Raw genomic sequence first — 22,141 nt, forward strand, 5'->3', positions numbered from 1 at the left:
AATCAAATGACTTTTACCGCAATCGATTTTGAAACTGCAACCGCTTTTCATCCTTGTTCTGTAGGGATTGTAACGGTCGAGAACGGAATTGTCATTGATGAATTTGTTACTTTAATTCAGCCGCCTAATAATTTGTATTCGCCATTTACAATTCAGGTTCATGGTATTTATCCAAGTGATACGGCCAGAGCCAAAAACTTTCTTCAGGTTTTTCCGGAAATTCAAAAGCGACTTCAAAACAGAGTCATTGTTGCTCATAATGAAAGTTTTGATCGAAATGTTTTGGCAAAATCAATGGCGTATTACGGTTTAAATTATGAAGATTTAAATATTGCATCCCGCTGGGAATGTACTGTGAAAATCTACAAGGCAAAAGGAATTAAACCTACTAAGTTGAGCGATTGCTGTCGCGAAATGAATGTTAAACTGAATCATCACGAAGCTTTGTCTGATGCCAGAGCTTGTGCTCAGCTTTTTCTTCGACAATAAAAAAAAACTTTTTCATGTAAGTTTTTTCATTAAATTAGGTGTGTTGATTTTTAAAGTCTTTACACCATGAAAGAAGATTTTTTACATTACCTCTGGAAATTCAGGAAGTTTGATACTCTAAATTTAAAAACTTCCAATGATCAGGAAATTACTATTATCAATTTTGGGCAATATTTACAATTAGCCGGACCTGATTTTTTTAATGCCCAAATTATCATTGGCAACCAAAAATGGGCTGGTAATGTCGAAATTCACTTAAAATCTTCCGATTGGTATGTACACAATCATGAAAAAGATGCGGCTTATGATAATGTAATTCTTCATGTAGTTTGGGAACATGATACCGAAGTTTTTAGAAAAAATAATACCGAAATTCCGGTTTTAGAACTAAAAAATTACGTCAGCAAAGATGTTTTAATCAATTATCAAAAATTAATGACTCCCAAATCATGGATTCTATGCGAAAAACAATTGCGGGATGTAGATGAGTTTGTGTTGAGGAATTGGCAGGAACGTTTGTTTTTTGAACGCTTAGAACGAAAATCAAAAGCTATTTACGAGCTTTTAGAAAAGACAAATAATGATTGGGAAGCTGTCTTATTCTGTATGTTGGCTAAAAATTTTGGTTTGAATACAAATGGAGAATCTTTTTTAAAAATAGCAGAATCCATTCCTTTTTCGATTATTAGAAAAGAAAGTTTTGAGGTCGAAAATTTAGAAGCGCTTTTGCTGGGTAAAGCTGCTTTACTGAATTCAGATAAAGAAGATACTTATTTTAAAGATTTAAAATTTAGGTATTTTTATTTGCTGCATAAATACCAATTAGAAACTTCAAGCGAATTTCAAGTACAGTTTTTTAAACATCGTCCGGATAATTTTCCGACTATTCGACTTTCGCAATTAGCACATTTGTATCACCTACACCAAAATCTTTTTTCGAAAATTTTAAATGTTACTTCGCTGGAAATAATTTATGATTTGTTTCAAGTAAATACTTCGACATATTGGGAAAATCACTATCAGTTCGATAAAGAAAGCCCTAAGAAAAATAAAAAGCTTTCCAGATCTTTTGTAGATTTAGTATTGATTAATACAATTGTTCCTATTCAGTTTGCTTATGCAAAAAGTTTAGGAAAAGAAATTTCGGAAGATTTAATAACAATGCTCACAGCAGTTGCTCCAGAAAAAAATGCTATTATTGATAAATTTAATTTGTTTGGAATAAAAGCGAATAATTCGTTTGAAACACAATCTTTAATACAATTGAAAAATGAATATTGTAATAAGACCAAATGTTTAGATTGTGCTATTGGTATGGAATTACTGAAAAACTGCTGATTTCTTTAATTTATTAATTTGCCAATACTTAAATAATATAATTTTGTAATTTTACCCAATATCAAAAAAAGAATATAATGTCGGCGATAATTAAATTGAAGTTTTTCTTCGAAAAATACGGATTTCATGTTTCTTCGCGTCTTGCAGATAAATTGGGAATGCGTGTAACCAGTGTGCGCTTGTTTTTTATTTATATTTCTTTTGTAACTGTTGGATTGGGTTTTGGAGTTTATTTGACTTTGGCCTTTTGGATTCGCTTAAAGGATTTAATAAGGGCTAAGCGAACATCAGTATTTGATTTGTAATTTGCACCAAATAAAAACGGACTCTAAAATAATTTAGAGTCCGTTTTTATTTTGATGATAATTTTATTTAGGTCTTTTAAACATGTAGCCATATAAAAATGTATGTACTAATGCAAAAAGTAATGAGAAATAAAATAAATATTTGTCATCTAAAGTAGGATCACTGTGATGGATAAAAGCAACTACGATAAGTATAAATACCATTGCTAAACCAGAACCTGCAACCGTTTTTTTGTTTCCTAAGCTATATCCTTCAGGATTCAAATGACTGTTTTTCATTCCGTAGAATAAATACAAATCAAAACCGATCATCATCCAGACAATAAGACGAATCCATGTGTCTAAAGGTAAAAATACCATCATAAATAAACACACAGCAATTCCGGCAATAGGTACAAAAGGAACGAGAGGAGTTCTAAAAGCTCTAGGTGCTTCTGGCATTTTTTTACGCATAATTAATACGCCTAAACAAACTAGAATAAATGCAAACAATGTACCTATACTAGTCATTTCGCCAACAACTTTTGCTGGTACAAAGGCAGCAAAAATACTCACGAGAACCATGAAAAGTAAGTTGTTTTTAGCAGGTGTTCTGAATTTTTCGTGAACTTCAGAGAAGACTTTAGGGATCAATCCATCTCTACTCATAGAGAAAAAGACACGACTTTGTCCCATTAAAAGTACAAGAATCACTGAAGCATAACCTGCTAATATAGCTAATAAAATAGCATTGTTTAACCAGGGATAAGAAGGAGTAATCATTCCGTTTGCTCCGGTAGGTCCCATCGCTTCAACGGCAATGGCAACAGGAGCAATTCCGTCTTTACCGGCAAAAGCCTGATAATTGATAACACCCGTCATAACGTGAGCAAACAATATATATAATACTGTGCAAATCCCTAATGATAATAAAATACCAATAGGCATATCTCTTTTTGGATTTTTAGCTTCTTGCGCTGCGGTTGAAACAGCGTCAAAACCTACGTAAGCAAAAAATACGATTGCTGCCGCTCTAATAATTCCTGAGAAACCAAATTCTCCAAATTTACCCGTGTTTTCAGGAATGTATGGAACATGATTTTCTGGTCTTATGTATTGCCATCCCACAGCAATAAAAGTTAATACAATGGCAACTTTTAATAAAACAATAATTCCGTTGAACAAAGCAGATTCTTTTGTTCCGCGAATTAAAATTAATGATACAATCATTACAATAAATACTGCCGGAAGATTGATAATCCCTCCTTCAAATGGAGAAAGTGTATAAGCATCGTCAAAGTGTATTCCGTAGCCGCTTAAAAATTTACCTAAATACCGCGACCAGCTTATTGATACTGTTGCTGCTCCCACAGCATATTCTAAAACAAGATCCCAGCCAATAATCCAGGCTATAAATTCTCCCATTGTTGCAAATGAATAGGTATAAGCACTTCCTGCAACAGGAATCATAGAAGAAAATTCAGCATAACACAAACCTGCAAAAATACAACCTATTGCTGCGATAAGGAAAGAAATGGTAATGGCCGGACCAGCATTTAGTGAAGCTGCAAGACCGGTTATTGAAAATAATCCTGCTCCAATAACGGCTCCAATACCTAATGCAACAAGGCCTGGGGCGGTTAATGTTTTCTTTAATCCTTTCTCAGAATCTTCGGCTTCGGCTAAAAGTTGAGTTAGTGGTTTTCTTCTCCAAATAGACATGATTTGCTTTTTTAGGTTATGAATTTTCAAAAGTATAGTTTTTTATGAAAAAAACAATGACTTTGACTTTAAGTTGTAAAATTTATGTTAAAGTGTTTTTAAGTTTAATTTTTATTCAAAAAATAATTCGATTGAAAAATTTATTTCCTATATTTATTTAAGAAAAAACTTATTTACAAAGTAAGATGAATTTTGAAAGAAATAAGACTTATTTTAATTTTACAAAGCAACAGCAAAAAGGTATTCTTGGGTTGTTTAGTATAATTGTGATTTTGCAAATGATTTATTATTTGGTTGATTTTAAAAATACAACAAAAATAGATCCGGAAGAACAAAAGTGGCTTTCGTTACATTCTGAAATAGATTCGATAGCAAAATTGCAAAACCAAAAGACTATTAAAATATATCCTTTCAATCCTAACTTTATTACGGATTATAAAGGTTATAAATTAGGAATGTCGGTCACGGAGATAGATAAGTTGCTTGCTTTTCGAAAAGAAAATAAATATGTAAATTCTGCAGAAGAATTTCAAAATGTTACCGGAGTTTCTGATTCTTTATTAAATGTGATTTCTCCTTATTTTAAATTTCCTGATTGGGTGAAAAATAAGCAAATGTCGAAATCAGTTGTTTCGTCAAATGTTAATTCATTTCAATTTTCGAAAAAAGATAAAATAGTTGTCAAAGATATTAATCAGGCAACTCAGGAAGATTTAATTAAAATATATGGAATCGGTGAGGCGCTTTCTGTGCGGATTTTAAAATTTAAAGAAAGTTTAGGTGGTTTTGTTTCGATGGAGCAAATGAAAGATATTTGGGGATTATCACCTGAAGTAATCGAAAAATTAAACGAAAGTTTTAAAGTAAAGGTCTTGCCGAATGTAAAGAAAATAGATATCAATAATGCATCTGTAAAAGAATTGGCTCAGTTTCCTTATTTCAGGTATAATTTGGCTCGGGAGATTGTGATTTACAGAAGCATGCATGGAGATATTAAGAACGCTGGCGATTTAATAAAAATTAAAGGTTTTCCAGTTGATAAAGAAAATATAATTGGTTTATATTTGGACTTTTAAAAAAAGCCATAATGATGCACTTTGATTACAGTGAAACACAAAATATGATTGCCCAGTCTATAAGGGATTTTGCCGATAAAAACATTAAACCATATGTCATGGAATGGGATGAAGCTCAAACTTTTCCGGTTCCTTTGTTTAAGAAATTAGGTGAAATGGGATTTATGGGAGTTTTGGTTCCGGAAGAATTAGGAGGTTCAGGCTTGGGGTATCACGAATATATTACTATTGTAGAAGAGATTTCTAAAGTAGATCCGTCAATAGGTTTGTCGGTAGCGGCACATAATTCATTGTGTACGAATCATATTTTGACTTTTGGAAATGATGAACAAAAAAAGAAATGGGTTCCTAAATTGGCTTCCGGAGAACATTTAGGGGCTTGGGGATTGACGGAACATAATACAGGGTCAGATGCTGCTGGGATGAATACAACCGCTAAAAAAGATGGTGATTACTGGATTGTTAACGGAGCGAAAAATTTTATTACGCATGCTATTTCGGGAGATATTTCGGTGGTAATTGTTCGAACGGGTGAAAAAGGAGATTCCAGAGGGATGACTGCTTTTGTTTTTGAAAAAGGAATGGAAGGTTTTTCTTCAGGGAAAAAAGAAAATAAATTAGGAATGCGTGCTAGCGAAACAGCTGAATTGATTTTTGATAATTGCCGCGTTCCCGATGCGAATAGATTAGGTGAAGTAGGAGAAGGTTTTATTCAGGCAATGAAAATTTTGGATGGCGGACGAATTTCTATTGGAGCATTGTCATTAGGTGTTGCAAAAGGAGCTTATGAAGCGGCTTTAAAATATTCGAAAGAAAGACAGCAATTTGGTAAACCTATTTCTGAATTTCAGGGAATTTCGTTTAAATTAGTAGATATGGCTACTGAAATTGAAGCTTCAGAATTGTTGTTACATAAAGCGGCTTTCTTAAAAGAGCAGCATCGTCCGGTGACAACTGCGGGAGCAATGGCTAAAATGTATGCCTCAGAAGTATGTGTAAAAGTCGCTAATGAAGCCGTTCAGATTCACGGAGGTTATGGTTTTACCAAAGATTTTCCGGTTGAGAAATTTTATAGAGATGCTAAGTTGTGTACTATTGGCGAAGGAACTACCGAGATTCAGAAAGTGGTTATATCGAGAAACTTATTGAAAGAGTAAATAATGAAGAATAAAGATAGTATAAAATCTATTTTCTTTGTTCTGTTCTCTATCTTCTTTTTTAGAAAAATAATTTACAATTCATAACTAATAATTAATAATTAATTTCTACTTTTGCAGCCTTAACGAGAGGAGGTGTCAAAATTATGTTAATTATACCAATTAAAGACGGAGAAAATATCGATAGAGCATTAAAGCGCTATAAAAGAAAATTTGATAAAACTGGAACAGTTCGTCAATTAAGAGCTCGTACAGCTTTCATTAAGCCGTCAGTTAAAAATAGAATGAAATTCCAAAAAGCTGCTTACATCCAAGGTTTGAAAGATAGCTTAGAGAGTTAATAGTTTCTTTTTGAAATAAAATAATACCGTTAGTGGTCAGATTTTTTATAAATTTGATGCTAACGGTTTTTTTATGGTTACAAATTTAGATGCATTTGCGGATTATCTTCAAAAGGAGAAAAAATATTCTCCACATACGCTGTGTGCTTATGTGAAAGATGTGTTGGATTTTCAGGAATTCAATAAAGTGAATTTTGGGCAGGATGTTGTTGATAATGTTGAGTATGTTCAAATTCGGTCGTGGATTGTTTCTTTGGTTGATTGTGGTTTGTCTTCTGTCTCTGTTAATCGAAAGATTGCTTCGCTAAAAGCTTTTTATAAATTTCTTTTGAAAATAAAACAAATCAAAGTCAATCCTTTGTTGAAACATAGGTCTTTGAAGGTTTCTAAGAAAATTCAAATTCCTTTTTCGGAAAAAGAAGTGAATCTTGTTTTGGATGGTTTTTCGTTTGAGGATAGTTTTGAAGGAGTTAGGGATAGGTTGTTGATTGAGTTGTTGTATTCGACAGGGATTCGTAGGGCTGAATTGATTTCGTTACGATTGGATGCGGTTGATTTTTCTAATTCGGTTATTAAGGTTTTGGGTAAGCGAAATAAAGAGCGGATAATTCCTGTTTTAGCTGTGGTGATGAATCAGATGAAATTGTATCTTAAAAAAAGAGATGATTTAGGGTTTGTTAGGGATGAAGAATATTTTTTTCTAACAAAAAAAGGGTTAAAATTGAGTGAATCGTTTGTTTATCGATTGATAAATTCATACTTTAGTGAAGTCTCTGAAAAGGTAAAAAAGAGTCCGCATATGTTACGACATACGTTTGCGACTCATTTGTTGAATAACGGAGCCGATTTGAATTCAGTTAAAGAGTTGTTAGGGCATTCTAGTTTAGCTTCAACGCAGGTTTATACTCATAACAGTTTGTCGGAGTTGAAAAAAGTGTATGTTGGAGCACATCCTAGAGGTGGTAATGATTCTGAAGTTTAACCATAAAAAATATTGATTATGAAGGTAAATGTTCATGCTGTTAACTTTAATGTTGATGGGAAATTAGTTGATTTTGTTCAAGGAAGAATGGATAAATTAGAAAAATACTACGACAGAGTGGTTTCTTCAGATGTTTATTTAAAGGTGGATAATGTGAGTGAAAAAGAAAACAAAATTGTAGAGGTTAAAATTAATGTGCCTGGAGATGATTTTGTGGTAAAAAAACAATGTAAAACCTTTGAAGAGGCGGTGGAATTATCGGCAGAATCATTAGAGCGTTTGCTAGTGAAAAGAAAAGAAAAAATAAGAACTCATATATAATTGAAATTTTTTTTAAAAAATGTTTTGATTGAGAGATAAAATCTATACATTTGCAGTCCGTTAGAAATAGCGGACTTTTTTATTGATACTGCCAGCGTAGCTCAGCTGGCTAGAGCAGCTGATTTGTAATCAGCAGGTCGTGGGTTCGAGTCCCTCCGCCGGCTCTAAAAGAAAGCAGTAGTGTTGTTTTGATTTGGTTAAAAAACAATATTAAAAATAAAGAAGAGGGGAGATACTCAAGCGGCCAACGAGGGCAGACTGTAAATCTGCTGTGTGAACTTCGCAGGTTCGAATCCTGCTCTCCCCACGATTTTGATTTTAGATTAATGATTTCAGAATTTAGATTTAGCGAAAAAAAAGAACTTGGTTTGTTTTTTTTATTTTAATCTAAAATCAATAGCCTAAAATCTAAAATTAAAACTCTGCCGGTGTAGCTCAGGGGTAGAGTGCTTCCTTGGTAAGGAAGAGGTCTCGGGTTCAAATCCCGACATTGGCTCAATTAAGTAAGAAATTGAAATTAATATATAACTAAGATTAAAAATTAAGTAAAATGGCAAAAGAAAGTTTTAATCGTTCGAAACCGCACTTAAATATTGGTACTATCGGACACGTAGATCACGGAAAGACTACTTTGACTGCTGCGATCACTAAAGTATTATCTGATGCAGGATACTGTCAAGCAAAGTCTTTTGATCAAATTGATAACGCTCCAGAAGAGAAAGAAAGAGGTATTACTATTAATACATCTCACGTAGAGTATGAAACAGCTAACCGTCACTACGCTCACGTAGACTGTCCAGGTCACGCGGATTACGTTAAGAACATGGTTACTGGTGCTGCTCAAATGGACGGTGCTATCTTAGTAGTTGCTGCTACTGATGGTCCAATGCCACAAACTCGTGAGCACATCCTTTTAGGACGTCAGGTAGGTATTCCACGTATCGTTGTTTTTATGAACAAAGTGGATATGGTTGATGATGCTGAGTTATTAGAGCTTGTTGAGATGGAAATCAGAGATTTATTATCTTTCTACGAGTATGATGGTGACAACTGTCCAGTAATCCAAGGTTCTGCTTTAGGAGGATTGAATAATGATGCTGCTTGGGTTCCTAAAATTCTTGAATTAATGGAAGCTGTTGATAACTGGATCGAAGAGCCAGTTCGTGACGTAGCAAAACCTTTCTTGATGCCAGTTGAGGATGTATTTACAATTACAGGTCGTGGAACTGTTGCTACAGGTCGTATCGAAACTGGAGTTGCTAATACTGGAGATCCTGTTGAAATCATTGGTATGGGAGCTGAAAAATTAACTTCTACTATTACTGGAGTTGAGATGTTCCGTAAAATCCTTGACAGAGGTGAAGCTGGAGATAACGTAGGTTTATTGTTAAGAGGTATTGATAAAGCTGATATCAAGCGTGGTATGGTTATTATTAAGCCAGGTTCAGTAAAACCACACGCTACTTTCAAAGCTGAGGTTTATATCTTGAAAAAAGAAGAAGGTGGACGTCATACTCCATTCCATAATAACTACCGTCCACAGTTCTACGTACGTACAACTGACGTAACAGGAGTTATTACTTTACCAGAAGGAGTAGAGATGGTTATGCCAGGTGATAACTTAACTATCAATGTTGCTTTATTGTCTCCAATTGCTATGAACGTAGGTTTACGTTTTGCTATCCGTGAAGGTGGTAGAACTGTAGGTGCGGGTCAGGTAACTGAAATCGTAGAGTAATTTATAAATAATTTTATTCAGTGTCGTTTTATAACGACACTGAATATATTTACGGGCGTAGTTCAAGGGTAGAATAGCGGTCTCCAAAACCGTTGATGGGGGTTCGAATCCCTCCGCCCGTGCAAAAAAAATATATCATAATGGCAAAAATTGTTAATTACATATCTGAATCATTTGAAGAATTGAAGTCAAATGTAACTTGGCCGGAATGGGCTGAGGTACAAAAACTAACAATTGTTGTAGCTATTTTTTCAGTGCTATTTGCTTTAGCAACTTGGGGAGTAGATGAGTTTTTTACAAAAGCATTAGCAGGATTTTTTAACTGGATCAAAGCTTAGTTTTTATTATGGCAGATAATAATGTTAAAAAATGGTATGTTGTTCGAGCAGTAAGCGGACAAGAGAATAAAGTTAAGGCATATATAGAAACAGAAATCGCTAGATTAGGGATGTCTGATTATGTGTCTCAGGTTCTTGTTCCTACTGAGAAAGTAGTATCTGTAAAAGAAGGTAAGAAATTAGTTAAGGAGAAAGTATATTTTCCTGGCTATGTTATGATAGAAGCAAATTTGGTTGGTGAGATTCCTCACATCATTAAGTCGATAACTAGTGTTATTGGGTTTTTAGGTGAGACTAAAGGAGGTGAACCGGTTCCATTAAGGCTTTCAGAAGTAAACAGAATGCTTGGTAAGGTTGATGAATTAGCTGTTAATACAGACACTAAATCAATTCCATTCAGCTTGGGCGAAACAATTAAGGTTATTGATGGACCTTTCAATGGTTTCAATGGTTCAGTTGAAAAAATTAATGAAGAAAAGCGTAAACTTGAGGTTATGGTTAAAATTTTCGGAAGAAAAACACCATTAGAATTAAGTTTTATGCAAGTAGAAAAAGTATAATTTTCGTTACACTATAATAATCACTTCAATTGCTTCCGTAAATTGTTGTGTTAAATTTTTTAAAAAATGGCTAAAGAAATTAGTAAGGTAGTTAAACTACAAGTTAAGGGAGGTGCTGCGAATCCGTCGCCACCGGTTGGACCTGCTTTAGGAGCTGCTGGGGTTAATATCATGGAGTTCTGTAAGCAGTTCAATGCTAGAACACAAGATAAACCTGGCAAAATATGCCCAGTACAAATTACTGTGTATAAAGACAAATCATTCGATTTTGTTGTTAAGACTCCTCCTGCAGCAGTTCAGTTAATGGAAGCTGCAAAGCTAAAATCTGGTTCAGGTGAGCCTAATCGTAAAAAAGTAGCTAGCGTTACTTGGGAACAAATTAGAACTATTGCTGAAGACAAAATGCCAGACTTAAATGCTTTTACAATCGAGAAAGCTATGAGTATGGTTGCTGGAACAGCTAGATCTATGGGTATAACTGTATCAGGAGACGCTCCTTTTTAATTAAGAGAAAGACATGGCAAAATTGACAAAAAAGCAAAAAGAGGCTGCTTCAAAAATTGAAAAGAACAAATTGTACTCTTTAAAAGATGCTGCTGCATTAATTAAAGTGGTTGCTTCTGCAAAATTTGATGAGTCTGTTGATATCGCAGTACGTTTAGGAGTTGATCCTAGAAAAGCGAATCAAATGGTTAGAGGTGTGGTAACATTGCCTCACGGAACTGGTAAAGATGTAAAAGTATTAGCATTAGTTACTCCGGATAAAGAAGCTGAAGCTAAAGAAGCTGGTGCTGATTACGTAGGACTTGATGACTACTTACAAAAAATTAAAGACGGTTGGACAGATGTTGATGTAATTATCACAGTTCCTGCTGTTATGGGTAAATTAGGACCATTAGGACGTATTTTAGGACCTAGAGGTTTAATGCCTAACCCTAAAACAGGTACAGTAACTATGGATGTTGCTAAAGCTGTTGCAGAGGTAAAAGCTGGTAAAATTGACTTTAAAGTTGATAAAACTGGTATCGTACATGCAGGAATTGGTAAAGTTTCTTTTGGAGCTGAGCAAATTTATGACAATGCACACGAAATTATTCAAACATTAATCAAACTTAAGCCAACTGCTGCTAAAGGTACCTACATTAAAGGTATTCACCTTACAAGCACAATGAGTCCTGCGATTGCATTAGACCCAAAAGCAGTATAATTGGTAGTTAAAAATTTTTAGTATGACTAGAGAAGAAAAATCAATCGCGATTGAAGATTTAACTGCACAGTTAGCTGGTACAAATATTGTTTATGTATCTGATATTTCTGGACTTGATGCAGAGACAACTTCAAACTTAAGAAGAGCTTGTTTTAAAGCTGGAATCAAATTAGAGGTTGTTAAAAATACATTGCTTGCAAAAGCTATGGAAGCTTCTGATAATGATTATGGTGATTTACCATCAACTTTAACAGGTAACAGTGCTATTCTTATTGCAGATGTAGCAAATGCTCCAGGTAAAGTAATTAAAGAATTTAGAAAAAAAGCAGCTAAACCTCTTTTGAAAGGTGCTTATATCAATTCTGAAATTTATATTGGTGATGATCAATTAGATGCATTAGCAACTATTAAATCTAAAGAAGAGCTTATTGGAGAACTTATTGGATTATTACAATCTCCAGCTCAAAAAATTATTTCTGCACTTCAAAACCAGTTTTCTGGAGAAGAGTCAGAAGCATAATAAAATAGAGTTTGCGCTCTGTTTTACTTAAAATGCGCACAATAAATAAATTATAATTTCACAAATCATTTTAAAAGATAGAAAAAATGGCAGATTTGAAACAATTCGCAGAACAATTAGTTAACTTAACAGTTAAAGAAGTTAACGAATTAGCAACAATATTAAAAGATGAGTATGGTATCGAGCCTGCAGCTGCTGCTGTAGTTGTAGCTGGTGGTGGAGATGCTGGTGCTGCTGCTGAAGAGCAAACTGAATTTACTGTTGTATTGAAAGAGGCTGGTGCTTCTAAATTAGCAGTAGTTAAATTAGTAAAAGAATTAACTGGATTAGGTCTTAAAGAAGCTAAAGACGTAGTTGACGGTGCTCCATCTAACGTTAAAGAAGGAGTTTCTAAAGAAGAGGCTGAAGGTCTTAAAAAATCTTTAGAAGAAGCTGGAGCTGTAGTTGAGCTTAAATAAGTTTAAACAGTTTTAAGAACTAGGTTTAGGTATTGAGTTAATCACTCAATGCCTAAACCATTTTTCGTATAATAAAATAGTGCATTTTATTATCATAATAATAAGTTTAAAATACGAAAAAGTTTTTGATCAGTACGAAGACAAAAAATACAGTCAATTTTAAGAATTGCTTTATTTTTAAAGATGTATTGATTACAAAAAGAAAGTATCAATTAAACAGTGTTTTACACAAAAAACTACTTTTTTTTAATCAAAATTTTGTCCATTGATGATAACAAATCAGACTGAAAGATTGAATTTTGCCTCTACAAAAAATATTCCTCAGTATCCGGATTTTCTGGATGTTCAGGTAAAATCTTTTCAAGATTTTTTTCAATTAGAAACTAAATCAGATGAAAGAGGCAACGAAGGTTTATACAACACCTTCATGGAAAACTTTCCAATTACAGATACAAGAAATAACTTTGTATTGGAATTTCTGGATTATTTTGTTGATCCACCACGTTATACAATTCAAGAATGTATCGAAAGAGGTCTTACACACAGTGTACCTTTAAAAGCAAGGTTAAAACTTTATTGTACTGACCCGGAGCACGAAGATTTTGAAACTATTGTTCAGGATGTTTATTTAGGAACAATTCCTTATATGACTCCAAGTGGAACTTTTGTTATTAACGGTGCTGAGCGTGTAGTTGTTTCTCAATTACACAGATCTCCAGGGGTTTTCTTCGGACAATCATTCCACGCAAATGGAACAAAATTATATTCTGCCAGAGTAATTCCTTTTAAAGGATCCTGGATTGAATTTTCTACTGATATCAACAGTGTAATGTATGCTTATATCGATAGAAAGAAAAAATTACCTGTTACTACTTTATTCCGTGCAATTGGTTTTGAAAGAGATAAGGATATCCTTGAAATCTTTGACCTTGCTGAGGAAATTAAAGTTTCTAAAACAGGACTTAAAAAATATATCGGTAGAAAATTGGCTGCCCGTGTTTTGAATACATGGCATGAGGATTTCGTAGATGAGGATACAGGTGAGGTAGTTTCTATCGAACGTAACGAGATTATCCTTGATCGTGATACTATTATCGATAAAGATAATGTTGAAGAGATCATCGAATCTAACGTTAAATCTATTTTGTTACATAAAGAAGATGCTAATCAGGCTGATTACGCTATCATTCACAATACGTTACAAAAAGATCCAACAAACTCTGAAAAAGAAGCTGTTGAGCACATCTACCGTCAGTTGCGTAACGCAGAACCGCCTGATGAAGAAACTGCTCGTGGTATTATAGATAAATTGTTCTTCTCTGACCAACGTTACAACTTAGGTGAAGTAGGTCGTTACAGAATGAACAAAAAATTAAGTCTTGATATCCCTATGGACAAACAAGTTTTGACCAAAGAAGATATCATTACTATCGTTAAGTATTTAATTGAGTTGATTAACGCTAAGGCAGATATCGATGATATTGACCACTTATCAAACCGTCGTGTTAGAACAGTTGGTGAACAATTGTCTCAACAATTCGGTGTTGGTTTAGCACGTATGGCCAGAACTATTCGTGAGAGAATGAACGTTAGGGATAACGAGGTGTTTACACCAATTGATTTGATTAATGCTAAAACATTATCATCAGTTATCAACTCTTTCTTTGGTACGAACCAGTTATCTCAATTTATGGATCAAACGAATCCATTGGCTGAGATTACACACAAAAGAAGATTATCTGCACTTGGGCCAGGTGGACTTTCGAGAGAAAGAGCCGGATTTGAGGTTCGTGACGTTCACTATACGCACTACGGACGTTTATGTCCTATTGAAACTCCTGAGGGACCAAACATTGGTTTGATTTCTTCTCTTGGTGTTTATGCTAAAGTAAACGGAATGGGATTCATTGAAACTCCTTACCGTAAAGTAACTAATGGTGTGGTTGATTTAGTTTCTGAGCCAACTTACCTAAGTGCTGAAGAAGAAGAAGGAATGTTGATTGCTCAGGCAAACATCGAAATGGAAGATTCTGGAAAAATTACTGCCGAAAACGTAATTGCGCGTGAAGAAGGTGATTTCCCGGTTATCGATCCTTCTAATGTACATTATACTGACGTTGCTCCTAACCAAATTGCTTCGATTTCTGCATCTTTAATTCCTTTCTTGGAGCATGATGATGCGAACCGTGCGTTGATGGGATCTAACATGATGCGTCAGGCGGTTCCTTTGATTCGTCCTGAAGCTCCAATTGTAGGTACTGGTTTAGAGCGTCAGGTAGCTTCTGATTCTAGAGTATTGATCAATGCTGAAGGGCATGGTACTGTAGAATACGTAGATGCTAATATCATTACTATCAAATACGATCGTTCTGAAGAAGAAAGAATGGTAAGTTTTGATGCTGATGAAAAGACATACAACTTAATTAAATTCAGAAAAACGAACCAGGGAACAAGTATTAACCTGAAACCAATCGTAAGAAGAGGTGACAGAGTTATTCCTGGACAAGTATTGTCAGAAGGTTATGCTACTGAAAATGGAGAATTAGCTTTAGGTAGAAACTTAAAAGTAGCGTTCATGCCATGGAAAGGGTATAACTTCGAGGATGCTATTGTAATTTCTGAAAAAGTAGTTCGTGATGATATCTTTACATCAATCCACGTAGACGATTACTCATTAGAGGTAAGAGATACTAAATTAGGTAACGAAGAGTTAACGAATGATATTCCTAACGTTTCTGAAGAGGCTACTAAAGACTTAGATGAAAACGGTATGATTAGAATTGGAGCCGAGGTAAAACCTGGTGATATTTTAATTGGAAAAATTACACCAAAAGGAGAATCTGATCCAACTCCGGAAGAGAAATTGCTTCGTGCAATCTTCGGTGATAAAGCTGGTGATGTAAAAGATGCTTCATTAAAAGCGTCTCCATCTTTACACGGTGTTGTTTTAGATAAAAAATTATTTGCAAGAGCTGTAAAAGATAAACGTAAACGTACTCAGGATAAAGATGCTTTAGGAGCATTGGAAATGGAGTTCGAAGTTAAATTTACAGAGTTAAAAGACAGGTTAATTGAAAAACTTTTCTTGATTGTAAACGGAAAAACATCACAAGGTGTAATGAACGATTTGGGTGAAGAAGTTTTACCAAAAGGTAAAAAATATACTCAAAAAATGCTTTACGCTGTTGAAGATTTTGCTCATTTAAGTAAAGGTCAATGGGTAGCTGATGATGCAACTAATAAATTAGTTAATGATTTGATTCATAACTATAAAATTAAGTTGAACGATTTACAAGGAGCTTTAAGAAGAGAGAAATTCACGATTACTGTTGGAGATGAATTACCATCAGGAATCTTGAAATTAGCTAAAGTTTATATCGCTAAGAAACGTAAGTTGAAAGTAGGGGATAAGATGGCGGGACGTCACGGTAACAAAGGTATTGTTGCAAGAATCGTTCGTCATGAAGATATGCCTTTCCTTGAAGACGGAACACCTGTAGATATCGTGTTGAACCCACTAGGGGTACCTTCTCGTATGAACATCGGTCAGATTTACGAAACTGTTCTTGGATGGGCTGGACAAAAATTAGGTAGAAAATATGCTACTCCTATTTTTGACGGTGCTTCTCTTGACCAAATCAATGAATTGACTGACGAAGCTGGAATTCCACGTTTTGGACATACACATCTTTATGATGGTGGTACAGGAGAGCGTTTCCATCAGGCAGCAACTGTGGGTGTAATTTACATGCTGAAATTAGGACACATGGTTGATGATAAGATGCACGCACGTTCTATCGGTCCATACTCGTTGATTACTCAACAACCATTGGGAGGTAAGGCTCAATTTGGAGGTCAGCGTTTTGGAGAGATGGAGGTTTGGGCACTTGAGGCTTATGGTGCTTCTAGTACACTACGTGAAATCTTAACAGTTAAATCTGATGACGTAATTGGTAGAGCAAAAACTTACGAAGCTATCGTTAAGGGTGAAACTATGCCAGAACCAGGCTTACCGGAATCATTCAATGTATTAATGCATGAATTGAAAGGTCTTGGATTAGACATTAGATTAGAAGAGTAAAAAAGTTAGCAGTATTCAGTTTTCAGACAACAGTGTTTGAAAACTGAATACTCATTTATAAAAGTTTTTAGGATTTATACCCGTAAACCGTTCCGATTTTTTATACAAACCTAAAAGGTTTTATAACTAGCACTTCAAAATGTCGTTTGAAGTTTAGAGAAGTAATTCGAGGTAGTGGTTTTATGAATTTCATTAACCAAAATCAATTTTTAATTGCAAATAAATCAATAGTAAAAACTATGATGAATAATAGAAATAATAACAAAGAGAAAAACCAGGTAAAAAGGTTTGACAAAATTTCGATAGGACTAGCTTCTCCAGAATCAATCTTGAAAGAATCAAGAGGTGAAGTTTTAAAGCCGGAAACTATCAACTATAGAACTCACAAACCAGAGCGTGACGGACTTTTCTGCGAAAGAATCTTCGGACCAGTAAAAGATTTTGAATGTGCTTGTGGTAAATACAAAAGAATTCGTTACAAAGGAATTATTTGTGACCGTTGTGGTGTTGAAGTTACGGAGAAAAAAGTACGTCGTGACAGAGTTGGACACATCAACTTGGTGGTGCCAATTGCTCACATTTGGTATTTCCGTTCTCTTCCTAATAAAATTGGTTATATCCTTGGACTTCCGTCTAAGAAATTAGATATGATCATTTACTACGAAAGATACGTAGTAATTCAGGCAGGTATTGCTAAAAATGCAGATGGAGAATCTTTACAAAGATTAGACTTCTTAACTGAAGAAGAGTATTTGAATATTTTAGATACACTTCCACAGGACAACCAATATTTAGATGATTTTGATCCTAATAAATTTGTTGCCAAAATGGGAGCAGAGTGTATTATGGATTTATTAGCTCGTATTGATTTAGATCAATTGTCTTACCAATTAAGACACTCAGCTAATAACGAAACGTCTAAACAACGTAAAACAGAAGCATTAAAAAGATTACAAGTTGTAGAATCTTTCCGTGAGTCTAACTTAAATCGCGAAAATCGTCCTGAGTGGATGATTATGAAGGTGGTTCCTGTTATTCCACCAGAATTACGTCCGTTGGTGCCACTTGATGGAGGTCGTTTTGCAACTTCAGATTTGAATGACTTATACCGTCGTGTAATTATTCGTAACAACCGTTTGAAAAGATTAATGGAGATTAAAGCTCCTGAAGTTATCTTGAGAAACGAAAAACGTATGTTACAAGAATCTGTAGATTCATTATTTGATAACACTCGTAAAGCTTCTGCTGTTAAAACAGAATCTAACAGACCATTAAAATCATTATCTGACTCATTAAAAGGTAAGCAAGGACGTTTCCGTCAAAACTTACTTGGAAAACGTGTGGATTATTCTGCTCGTTCGGTAATTGTCGTTGGTCCTGAGTTAAAAATGTTCGAGTGTGGTCTTCCAAAAGACATGGCTGCTGAACTTTACAAACCTTTCGTTATCCGTAAGCTTATCGAAAGAGGAATTGTAAAAACAGTTAAATCAGCTAAGAAAATCATCGATAAAAAAGAGCCTGTAGTATGGGATATCCTTGAAAATGTAATTAAAGGACACCCGGTATTACTTAACCGTGCTCCTACTTTGCACCGTTTGGGTATTCAGGCTTTCCAGCCAAAATTAATTGAGGGTAAAGCGATTCAATTACACCCATTAACGTGTACGGCTTTCAACGCAGATTTCGACGGTGACCAGATGGCAGTTCACTTGCCATTAGGACCAGAAGCAATCCTTGAAGCTCAATTATTAATGCTTGCTTCTCACAATATCCTGAACCCTGCAAATGGTGCTCCTATTACAGTACCATCTCAGGACATGGTTTTGGGTCTTTATTATATGACCAAAGAGCGTTTGACTACTCCTGAAAAGAAAATTTTAGGAGAAGGATTGACTTTTTACTCTGCTGAGGAAGTAAACATTGCCTTAAACGAAGGTAGATTAGAATTGAATGCTCGTGTAAAAATCAGAGCTAAAGATTTTAATGAAGAAGGAGAATTGGTTTACCAAATTATCCAAACAACTGCAGGACGTGTATTATTTAATGAAGTAGTACCACCAGCTGCAGGATATATCAATGAAGTATTGACTAAGAAAAACTTAAGAGATATTATCGGTCACGTATTAAATTCAACAAGTGTACCTGAAACGGCTGCATTCTTGGATAACATGAAAGATATGGGGTATAAATTCGCATTCCGCGGAGGATTATCATTCTCATTAGGTGATATTAGAATTCCTGAACAAAAAACACAATTGATTGCTGATGCAAGAGAGCAGGTTGAAGGAATTTCTGCTAACTATAACATGGGTCTTATTACTAATAACGAGCGTTACAACCAGGTTATTGACGTATGGACTTCTGCCAATGCACAATTGACAGAATTAGCAATGAAAAACATTAGAGAAGACCAACAAGGATTCAACTCTGTGTATATGATGCTTGACTCTGGAGCTCGTGGATCTAAAGAGCAGATTCGTCAGTTAACTGGTATGCGTGGTTTGATGGCTAAGCCTAAAAAATCTACTGCCGGTGGTGGTGAGATTATTGAAAACCCGATTCTTTCTAACTTTAAGGAAGGTCTTTCTATCCTTGAGTACTTTATCTCTACTCACGGTGCTCGTAAAGGTCTTGCGGATACGGCTCTTAAAACTGCCGATGCGGGTTACTTAACTCGTCGTTTACATGACGTTTCTCAAGACGTTATTGTTAACATCGAGGATTGTGGTACGCTTAGAGGTGTTGAAGTTTCGGCATTGAAAAAGAATGAGGAAATCGTTGAGTCATTAGGAGAAAGAATTCTTGGACGTGTGGCGTTACAAGACGTTATTAATCCATTGACTAATGAAGTATTAGTGGCTTCTGGTGAGCAAATAACTGAAGGTATTGTTAAAGCTATCGAAGCTTCTCCATTAGAAAGTGTGGAAGTTCGTTCTCCATTAACTTGTGAGGCTACCAAAGGTATTTGTGCTAAATGTTACGGACGTAACTTGGCAACTGGAAAAATGACTCAAAGAGGTGAGGCAGTAGGTGTAATTGCTGCTCAGTCTATTGGAGAGCCGGGTACACAGTTAACGCTTCGTACGTTCCACGTTGGAGGGGTTGCCGGAGGTATCTCTGAAGAGTCTAGCATTGTTGCTAAATTCCCAGGAAAACTTGAAGTTGAAGATTTAAAAACAGTAAAAGGAGAAGACAGCGAAGGAAACGAAGTGGATATCGTAGTGTCTCGTTCTACTGAATTGAAATTAGTTGATGAGAAAACAGGTATTGTTTTAAATACTCACAATATTCCTTACGGATCTAGTATTTATGTAAAAGACGGTCAGTCTATTGCAAAAGGAGATGTAATCTGTAAGTGGGATCCATATAATGGTGTAATTGTTTCTGAGTTTACCGGTAAGATTGCTTACGAAGATTTAGAGCAAGGACAAACGTTCATGGTTGAAATCGATGAGCAGACAGGATTCCAGGAAAAAGTAATTTCTGAAGCTAGAAATAAAAAATTAATCCCTACTTTATTAGTTTATGGTAAAGATGGTGAATTGATTCGTTCTTACAACTTACCAGTTGGTGCACACCTTATGGTAGAAGATGGAGAGAAAATTAAAGCAGGTAAAGTATTGGTTAAAATCCCACGTCGTTCTTCTAAATCAGGAGATATCACGGGAGGTTTACCAAGAATTACTGAACTTTTAGAAGCTCGTAACCCATCTAACCCAGCTGTAGTTTCTGAAATTGATGGTGTAGTTTCTTTTGGAAAAATCAAAAGAGGTAACCGTGAGATTGTTATCGAATCTAAATTTGGTGAGATTAAAAAGTATTTAGTTAAACTTTCCAGCCAAATCTTAGTACAGGAAAATGACTTTGTAAGAGCAGGTTCACCTTTATCTGATGGAGCTATTACTCCGGATGATATCTTAAGAATCCAAGGACCATCAGCTGTTCAGCAGTATTTGGTTAATGAGATTCAAGAGGTTTACCGTTTACAAGGGGTAAAAATTAATGACAAGCACTTTGAGGTAGTTATTCGTCAAATGATGCGTAAAGTTCAGGTTCAGGATCCAGGAGATACTTTATTCTTAGAAGATCAATTGATCCATACTAAAGACTTTATCGTTGAAAATGATAAGTTATACGGAATGAAAGTGGTTGAGGATGCAGGTGATTCGGCTAACTTAAAAGAAGGTCAAATTGTAACGCCTCGTCAATTAAGAGACGAAAACTCATTATTGAAACGTACTGATAAGAATTTAGTTGTAGCACGTGATGTAGTTACTGCAACTGCAACTCCAATCTTACAAGGTATTACAAGAGCTTCGTTACAAACTAAGTCATTTATCTCTGCTGCTTCATTCCAGGAAACAACTAAAGTGTTAAATGAGGCTGCTGTAGCAGGTAAAGTGGACCTTTTAGAAGGATTGAAAGAGAATGTTATTGTAGGACACAGAATCCCTGCTGGTACAGGTATGAGAGAATACGATAATGCTATTGTAGGTTCTAAAGAAGATTACAACGATATGATGGCAAACAAAGAAGAATATATTTATTAATAAATAATAATATACTTTGTATTTAAAAATAGAAAGATTACCTCGTGTAGTCTTTCTATTTTTTTTACTTTTAACTTTTTAGTTTAAAAAAGATCTGATATGAAAGAACAACAAGAACAAATTAATATTGAATTAGATGAAAAAACAGCCGAAGGGATTTATTCTAATCTGGCTATAATTAATCATTCTCCTTCGGAGTTCGTTTTAGATTTTGTTAGCATTATGCCTGGTGTGCCTAAGGCTAAAGTGAAATCAAGAATTGTTTTAACTCCACAACATGCCAAAAGATTGTTGAAAGCAATGAGTGAAAATATTCATCGTTTTGAAGTGGCTCATGGCGAAATTAAAGATGTAGAACAAGTACCTATTCCGTTGAATTTTGGTCCTGCAGGACAAGCATAAAATTATAAAGGCTTTCATTTATTGAGAGCCTTTTTTTATTTGTTTCGGGATAATATTACTCTTTTTTTAGTAGCTAAACGAGTTTTATAGTAGTTTATCGGAAATGTTTTTTACTGGTTTTATATTGCAATAGATTTGTTTCATAATAAAATCATAACCAAAGAAACAAGGCCATGAATAATTCAAAAGCAAATAAAACTACTTCAAAATCAGTACAATTTATAGCTGTATTTGTAATGTTTTTTATGTTTTCTTTTTCAGCTTTTAGCCAGTCTCAAACAGCTTCTACTACTGATTTTAATGATAAAATTGAAACAGTGAATGTAAAGTTAGAAAGTTCAAGAGCTACTTCTAACATGGAGTTTGCACTTTGGTTCATGGGAACAAAACAAGATCCTAATGCTGCAATTTCTACAGAAGGAACTAATACTAAAAAAATGATTATGACTTCTGGAATAGCTCCAAATCGTTTATTGATTAAAGCTTTTTTAAAAAAAGTTGTAAACTATGAAAATGCATTATCTTAATTGATAAATAAAGTATAAAAAAAACGTCCCGAAGTAATTTATCGGGACGT

At 34.7% G+C, this 22,141-nt stretch carries 20 protein-coding genes and 4 tRNA genes; 23 read left to right on the forward strand and 1 reads right to left on the reverse strand.

Going from position 1 to position 22,141, the window contains the following annotated elements; translation table 11 throughout:
- Window positions 1–6 precede the first annotated feature (6 nt).
- The 3 genes from FEM21_RS09460 to FEM21_RS09470 all read left to right on the forward strand — a co-directional run bounded on the left by FEM21_RS09460 (window position 7) and on the right by FEM21_RS09470 (window position 2,132).
- The gene (locus FEM21_RS09460) at window positions 7–489 is read left to right on the forward strand and encodes a 3'-5' exonuclease (RefSeq protein ID WP_035659869.1); all 483 of its coding nucleotides are present in this window, start codon (window positions 7–9) and stop codon (window positions 487–489) included.
- A gap of 66 nt (window positions 490–555) precedes the next feature.
- Window positions 556–1,827, forward strand: a complete 1,272-nt coding sequence (locus tag FEM21_RS09465; RefSeq protein ID WP_035659871.1) for a DUF2851 family protein — start codon at window positions 556–558, stop codon at window positions 1,825–1,827.
- Between the two features lie 77 nt (window positions 1,828–1,904).
- On the forward strand, window positions 1,905–2,132 hold the full coding sequence (locus tag FEM21_RS09470) for a PspC family transcriptional regulator (RefSeq protein WP_035659873.1): 228 nt from the start codon (window positions 1,905–1,907) through the stop codon (window positions 2,130–2,132).
- 63 nt (window positions 2,133–2,195) lie between these two features.
- On the opposite strand, the gene FEM21_RS09475 is transcribed toward FEM21_RS09470, so the two are convergent.
- A complete protein-coding gene (locus FEM21_RS09475) occupies window positions 2,196–3,833 on the reverse strand; it encodes an amino acid permease (RefSeq protein ID WP_035659875.1) in 1,638 nt (545 codons plus the stop codon).
- Between the two features lie 185 nt (window positions 3,834–4,018).
- Between FEM21_RS09475 and FEM21_RS09480 the strand changes: the two genes are divergently transcribed.
- The 20 genes from FEM21_RS09480 (at window position 4,019) to FEM21_RS09575 (ending at window position 22,091) form a co-directional block, all read left to right on the forward strand.
- Window positions 4,019–4,909, forward strand: a complete 891-nt coding sequence (locus FEM21_RS09480) for a ComEA family DNA-binding protein (protein ID WP_035659877.1) — start codon at window positions 4,019–4,021, stop codon at window positions 4,907–4,909.
- A gap of 14 nt (window positions 4,910–4,923) precedes the next feature.
- A complete protein-coding gene (locus FEM21_RS09485) occupies window positions 4,924–6,066 on the forward strand; it encodes an acyl-CoA dehydrogenase family protein (protein WP_035660063.1) in 1,143 nt (380 codons plus the stop codon).
- Window positions 6,067–6,212: 146 nt separating this feature from the next.
- Window positions 6,213–6,407: a 30S ribosomal protein S21 gene (gene rpsU, locus FEM21_RS09490; protein ID WP_035659878.1), complete on the forward strand. Its 195-nt coding sequence runs from the start codon at window positions 6,213–6,215 to the stop codon at window positions 6,405–6,407.
- Between the two features lie 73 nt (window positions 6,408–6,480).
- Window positions 6,481–7,389 (forward strand): tyrosine-type recombinase/integrase, encoded by a 909-nt coding sequence (locus tag FEM21_RS09495; protein WP_035659880.1) that lies wholly within the window; start codon window positions 6,481–6,483, stop codon window positions 7,387–7,389.
- 18 nt (window positions 7,390–7,407) lie between these two features.
- Window positions 7,408–7,710: a ribosome hibernation-promoting factor, HPF/YfiA family gene (gene hpf, locus FEM21_RS09500; protein ID WP_035659882.1), complete on the forward strand. Its 303-nt coding sequence runs from the start codon at window positions 7,408–7,410 to the stop codon at window positions 7,708–7,710.
- 90 nt (window positions 7,711–7,800) lie between these two features.
- A tRNA-Thr gene (locus FEM21_RS09505) sits at window positions 7,801–7,874 on the forward strand.
- A gap of 62 nt (window positions 7,875–7,936) precedes the next feature.
- Window positions 7,937–8,017: transfer RNA gene (locus FEM21_RS09510), tRNA-Tyr, on the forward strand.
- 117 nt (window positions 8,018–8,134) lie between these two features.
- Window positions 8,135–8,206, forward strand: a tRNA-Thr gene (locus tag FEM21_RS09515).
- A 54-nt stretch (window positions 8,207–8,260) separates the two neighbouring features.
- Entirely contained in the window at window positions 8,261–9,448 is a 1,188-nt protein-coding gene (gene tuf / locus FEM21_RS09520; protein WP_035659885.1) for an elongation factor Tu, read from the forward strand.
- Between the two features lie 51 nt (window positions 9,449–9,499).
- A tRNA-Trp gene (locus FEM21_RS09525) sits at window positions 9,500–9,570 on the forward strand.
- 18 nt (window positions 9,571–9,588) lie between these two features.
- A complete protein-coding gene (secE, locus tag FEM21_RS09530; protein WP_035660065.1) occupies window positions 9,589–9,786 on the forward strand; it encodes a preprotein translocase subunit SecE in 198 nt (65 codons plus the stop codon).
- Window positions 9,787–9,794: 8 nt separating this feature from the next.
- On the forward strand, window positions 9,795–10,346 hold the full coding sequence (nusG, locus tag FEM21_RS09535) for a transcription termination/antitermination protein NusG (protein WP_035659887.1): 552 nt from the start codon (window positions 9,795–9,797) through the stop codon (window positions 10,344–10,346).
- 66 nt (window positions 10,347–10,412) lie between these two features.
- Entirely contained in the window at window positions 10,413–10,850 is a 438-nt protein-coding gene (gene rplK / locus FEM21_RS09540) for a 50S ribosomal protein L11 (protein WP_008466923.1), read from the forward strand.
- Between the two features lie 13 nt (window positions 10,851–10,863).
- Window positions 10,864–11,553 carry a 50S ribosomal protein L1 gene (gene rplA / locus FEM21_RS09545; protein ID WP_035659888.1) on the forward strand — a complete coding sequence of 230 codons (690 nt, stop codon included), beginning with the start codon at window positions 10,864–10,866 and terminating at the stop codon, window positions 11,551–11,553.
- Between the two features lie 22 nt (window positions 11,554–11,575).
- Window positions 11,576–12,073 (forward strand): 50S ribosomal protein L10, encoded by a 498-nt coding sequence (gene rplJ, locus FEM21_RS09550; RefSeq protein WP_035659889.1) that lies wholly within the window; start codon window positions 11,576–11,578, stop codon window positions 12,071–12,073.
- An 86-nt stretch (window positions 12,074–12,159) separates the two neighbouring features.
- Window positions 12,160–12,531: a 50S ribosomal protein L7/L12 gene (gene rplL, locus FEM21_RS09555; RefSeq protein ID WP_035659890.1), complete on the forward strand. Its 372-nt coding sequence runs from the start codon at window positions 12,160–12,162 to the stop codon at window positions 12,529–12,531.
- A 268-nt stretch (window positions 12,532–12,799) separates the two neighbouring features.
- Window positions 12,800–16,612 (forward strand): DNA-directed RNA polymerase subunit beta, encoded by a 3,813-nt coding sequence (rpoB, locus tag FEM21_RS09560; RefSeq protein ID WP_035659892.1) that lies wholly within the window; start codon window positions 12,800–12,802, stop codon window positions 16,610–16,612.
- A gap of 239 nt (window positions 16,613–16,851) precedes the next feature.
- A complete protein-coding gene (gene rpoC, locus FEM21_RS09565) occupies window positions 16,852–21,162 on the forward strand; it encodes a DNA-directed RNA polymerase subunit beta' (protein WP_035660067.1) in 4,311 nt (1,436 codons plus the stop codon).
- 99 nt (window positions 21,163–21,261) lie between these two features.
- A complete protein-coding gene (locus FEM21_RS09570; RefSeq protein WP_035659894.1) occupies window positions 21,262–21,564 on the forward strand; it encodes a DUF3467 domain-containing protein in 303 nt (100 codons plus the stop codon).
- A gap of 173 nt (window positions 21,565–21,737) precedes the next feature.
- The gene (locus FEM21_RS09575) at window positions 21,738–22,091 is read left to right on the forward strand and encodes a hypothetical protein (protein ID WP_035659896.1); all 354 of its coding nucleotides are present in this window, start codon (window positions 21,738–21,740) and stop codon (window positions 22,089–22,091) included.
- Window positions 22,092–22,141: the final 50 nt, after the last annotated feature.

Source organism: Flavobacterium seoulense (genome assembly GCF_000695795.1).
GTDB classification, from domain to species: Bacteria; Bacteroidota; Bacteroidia; order Flavobacteriales; family Flavobacteriaceae; genus Flavobacterium; species Flavobacterium seoulense.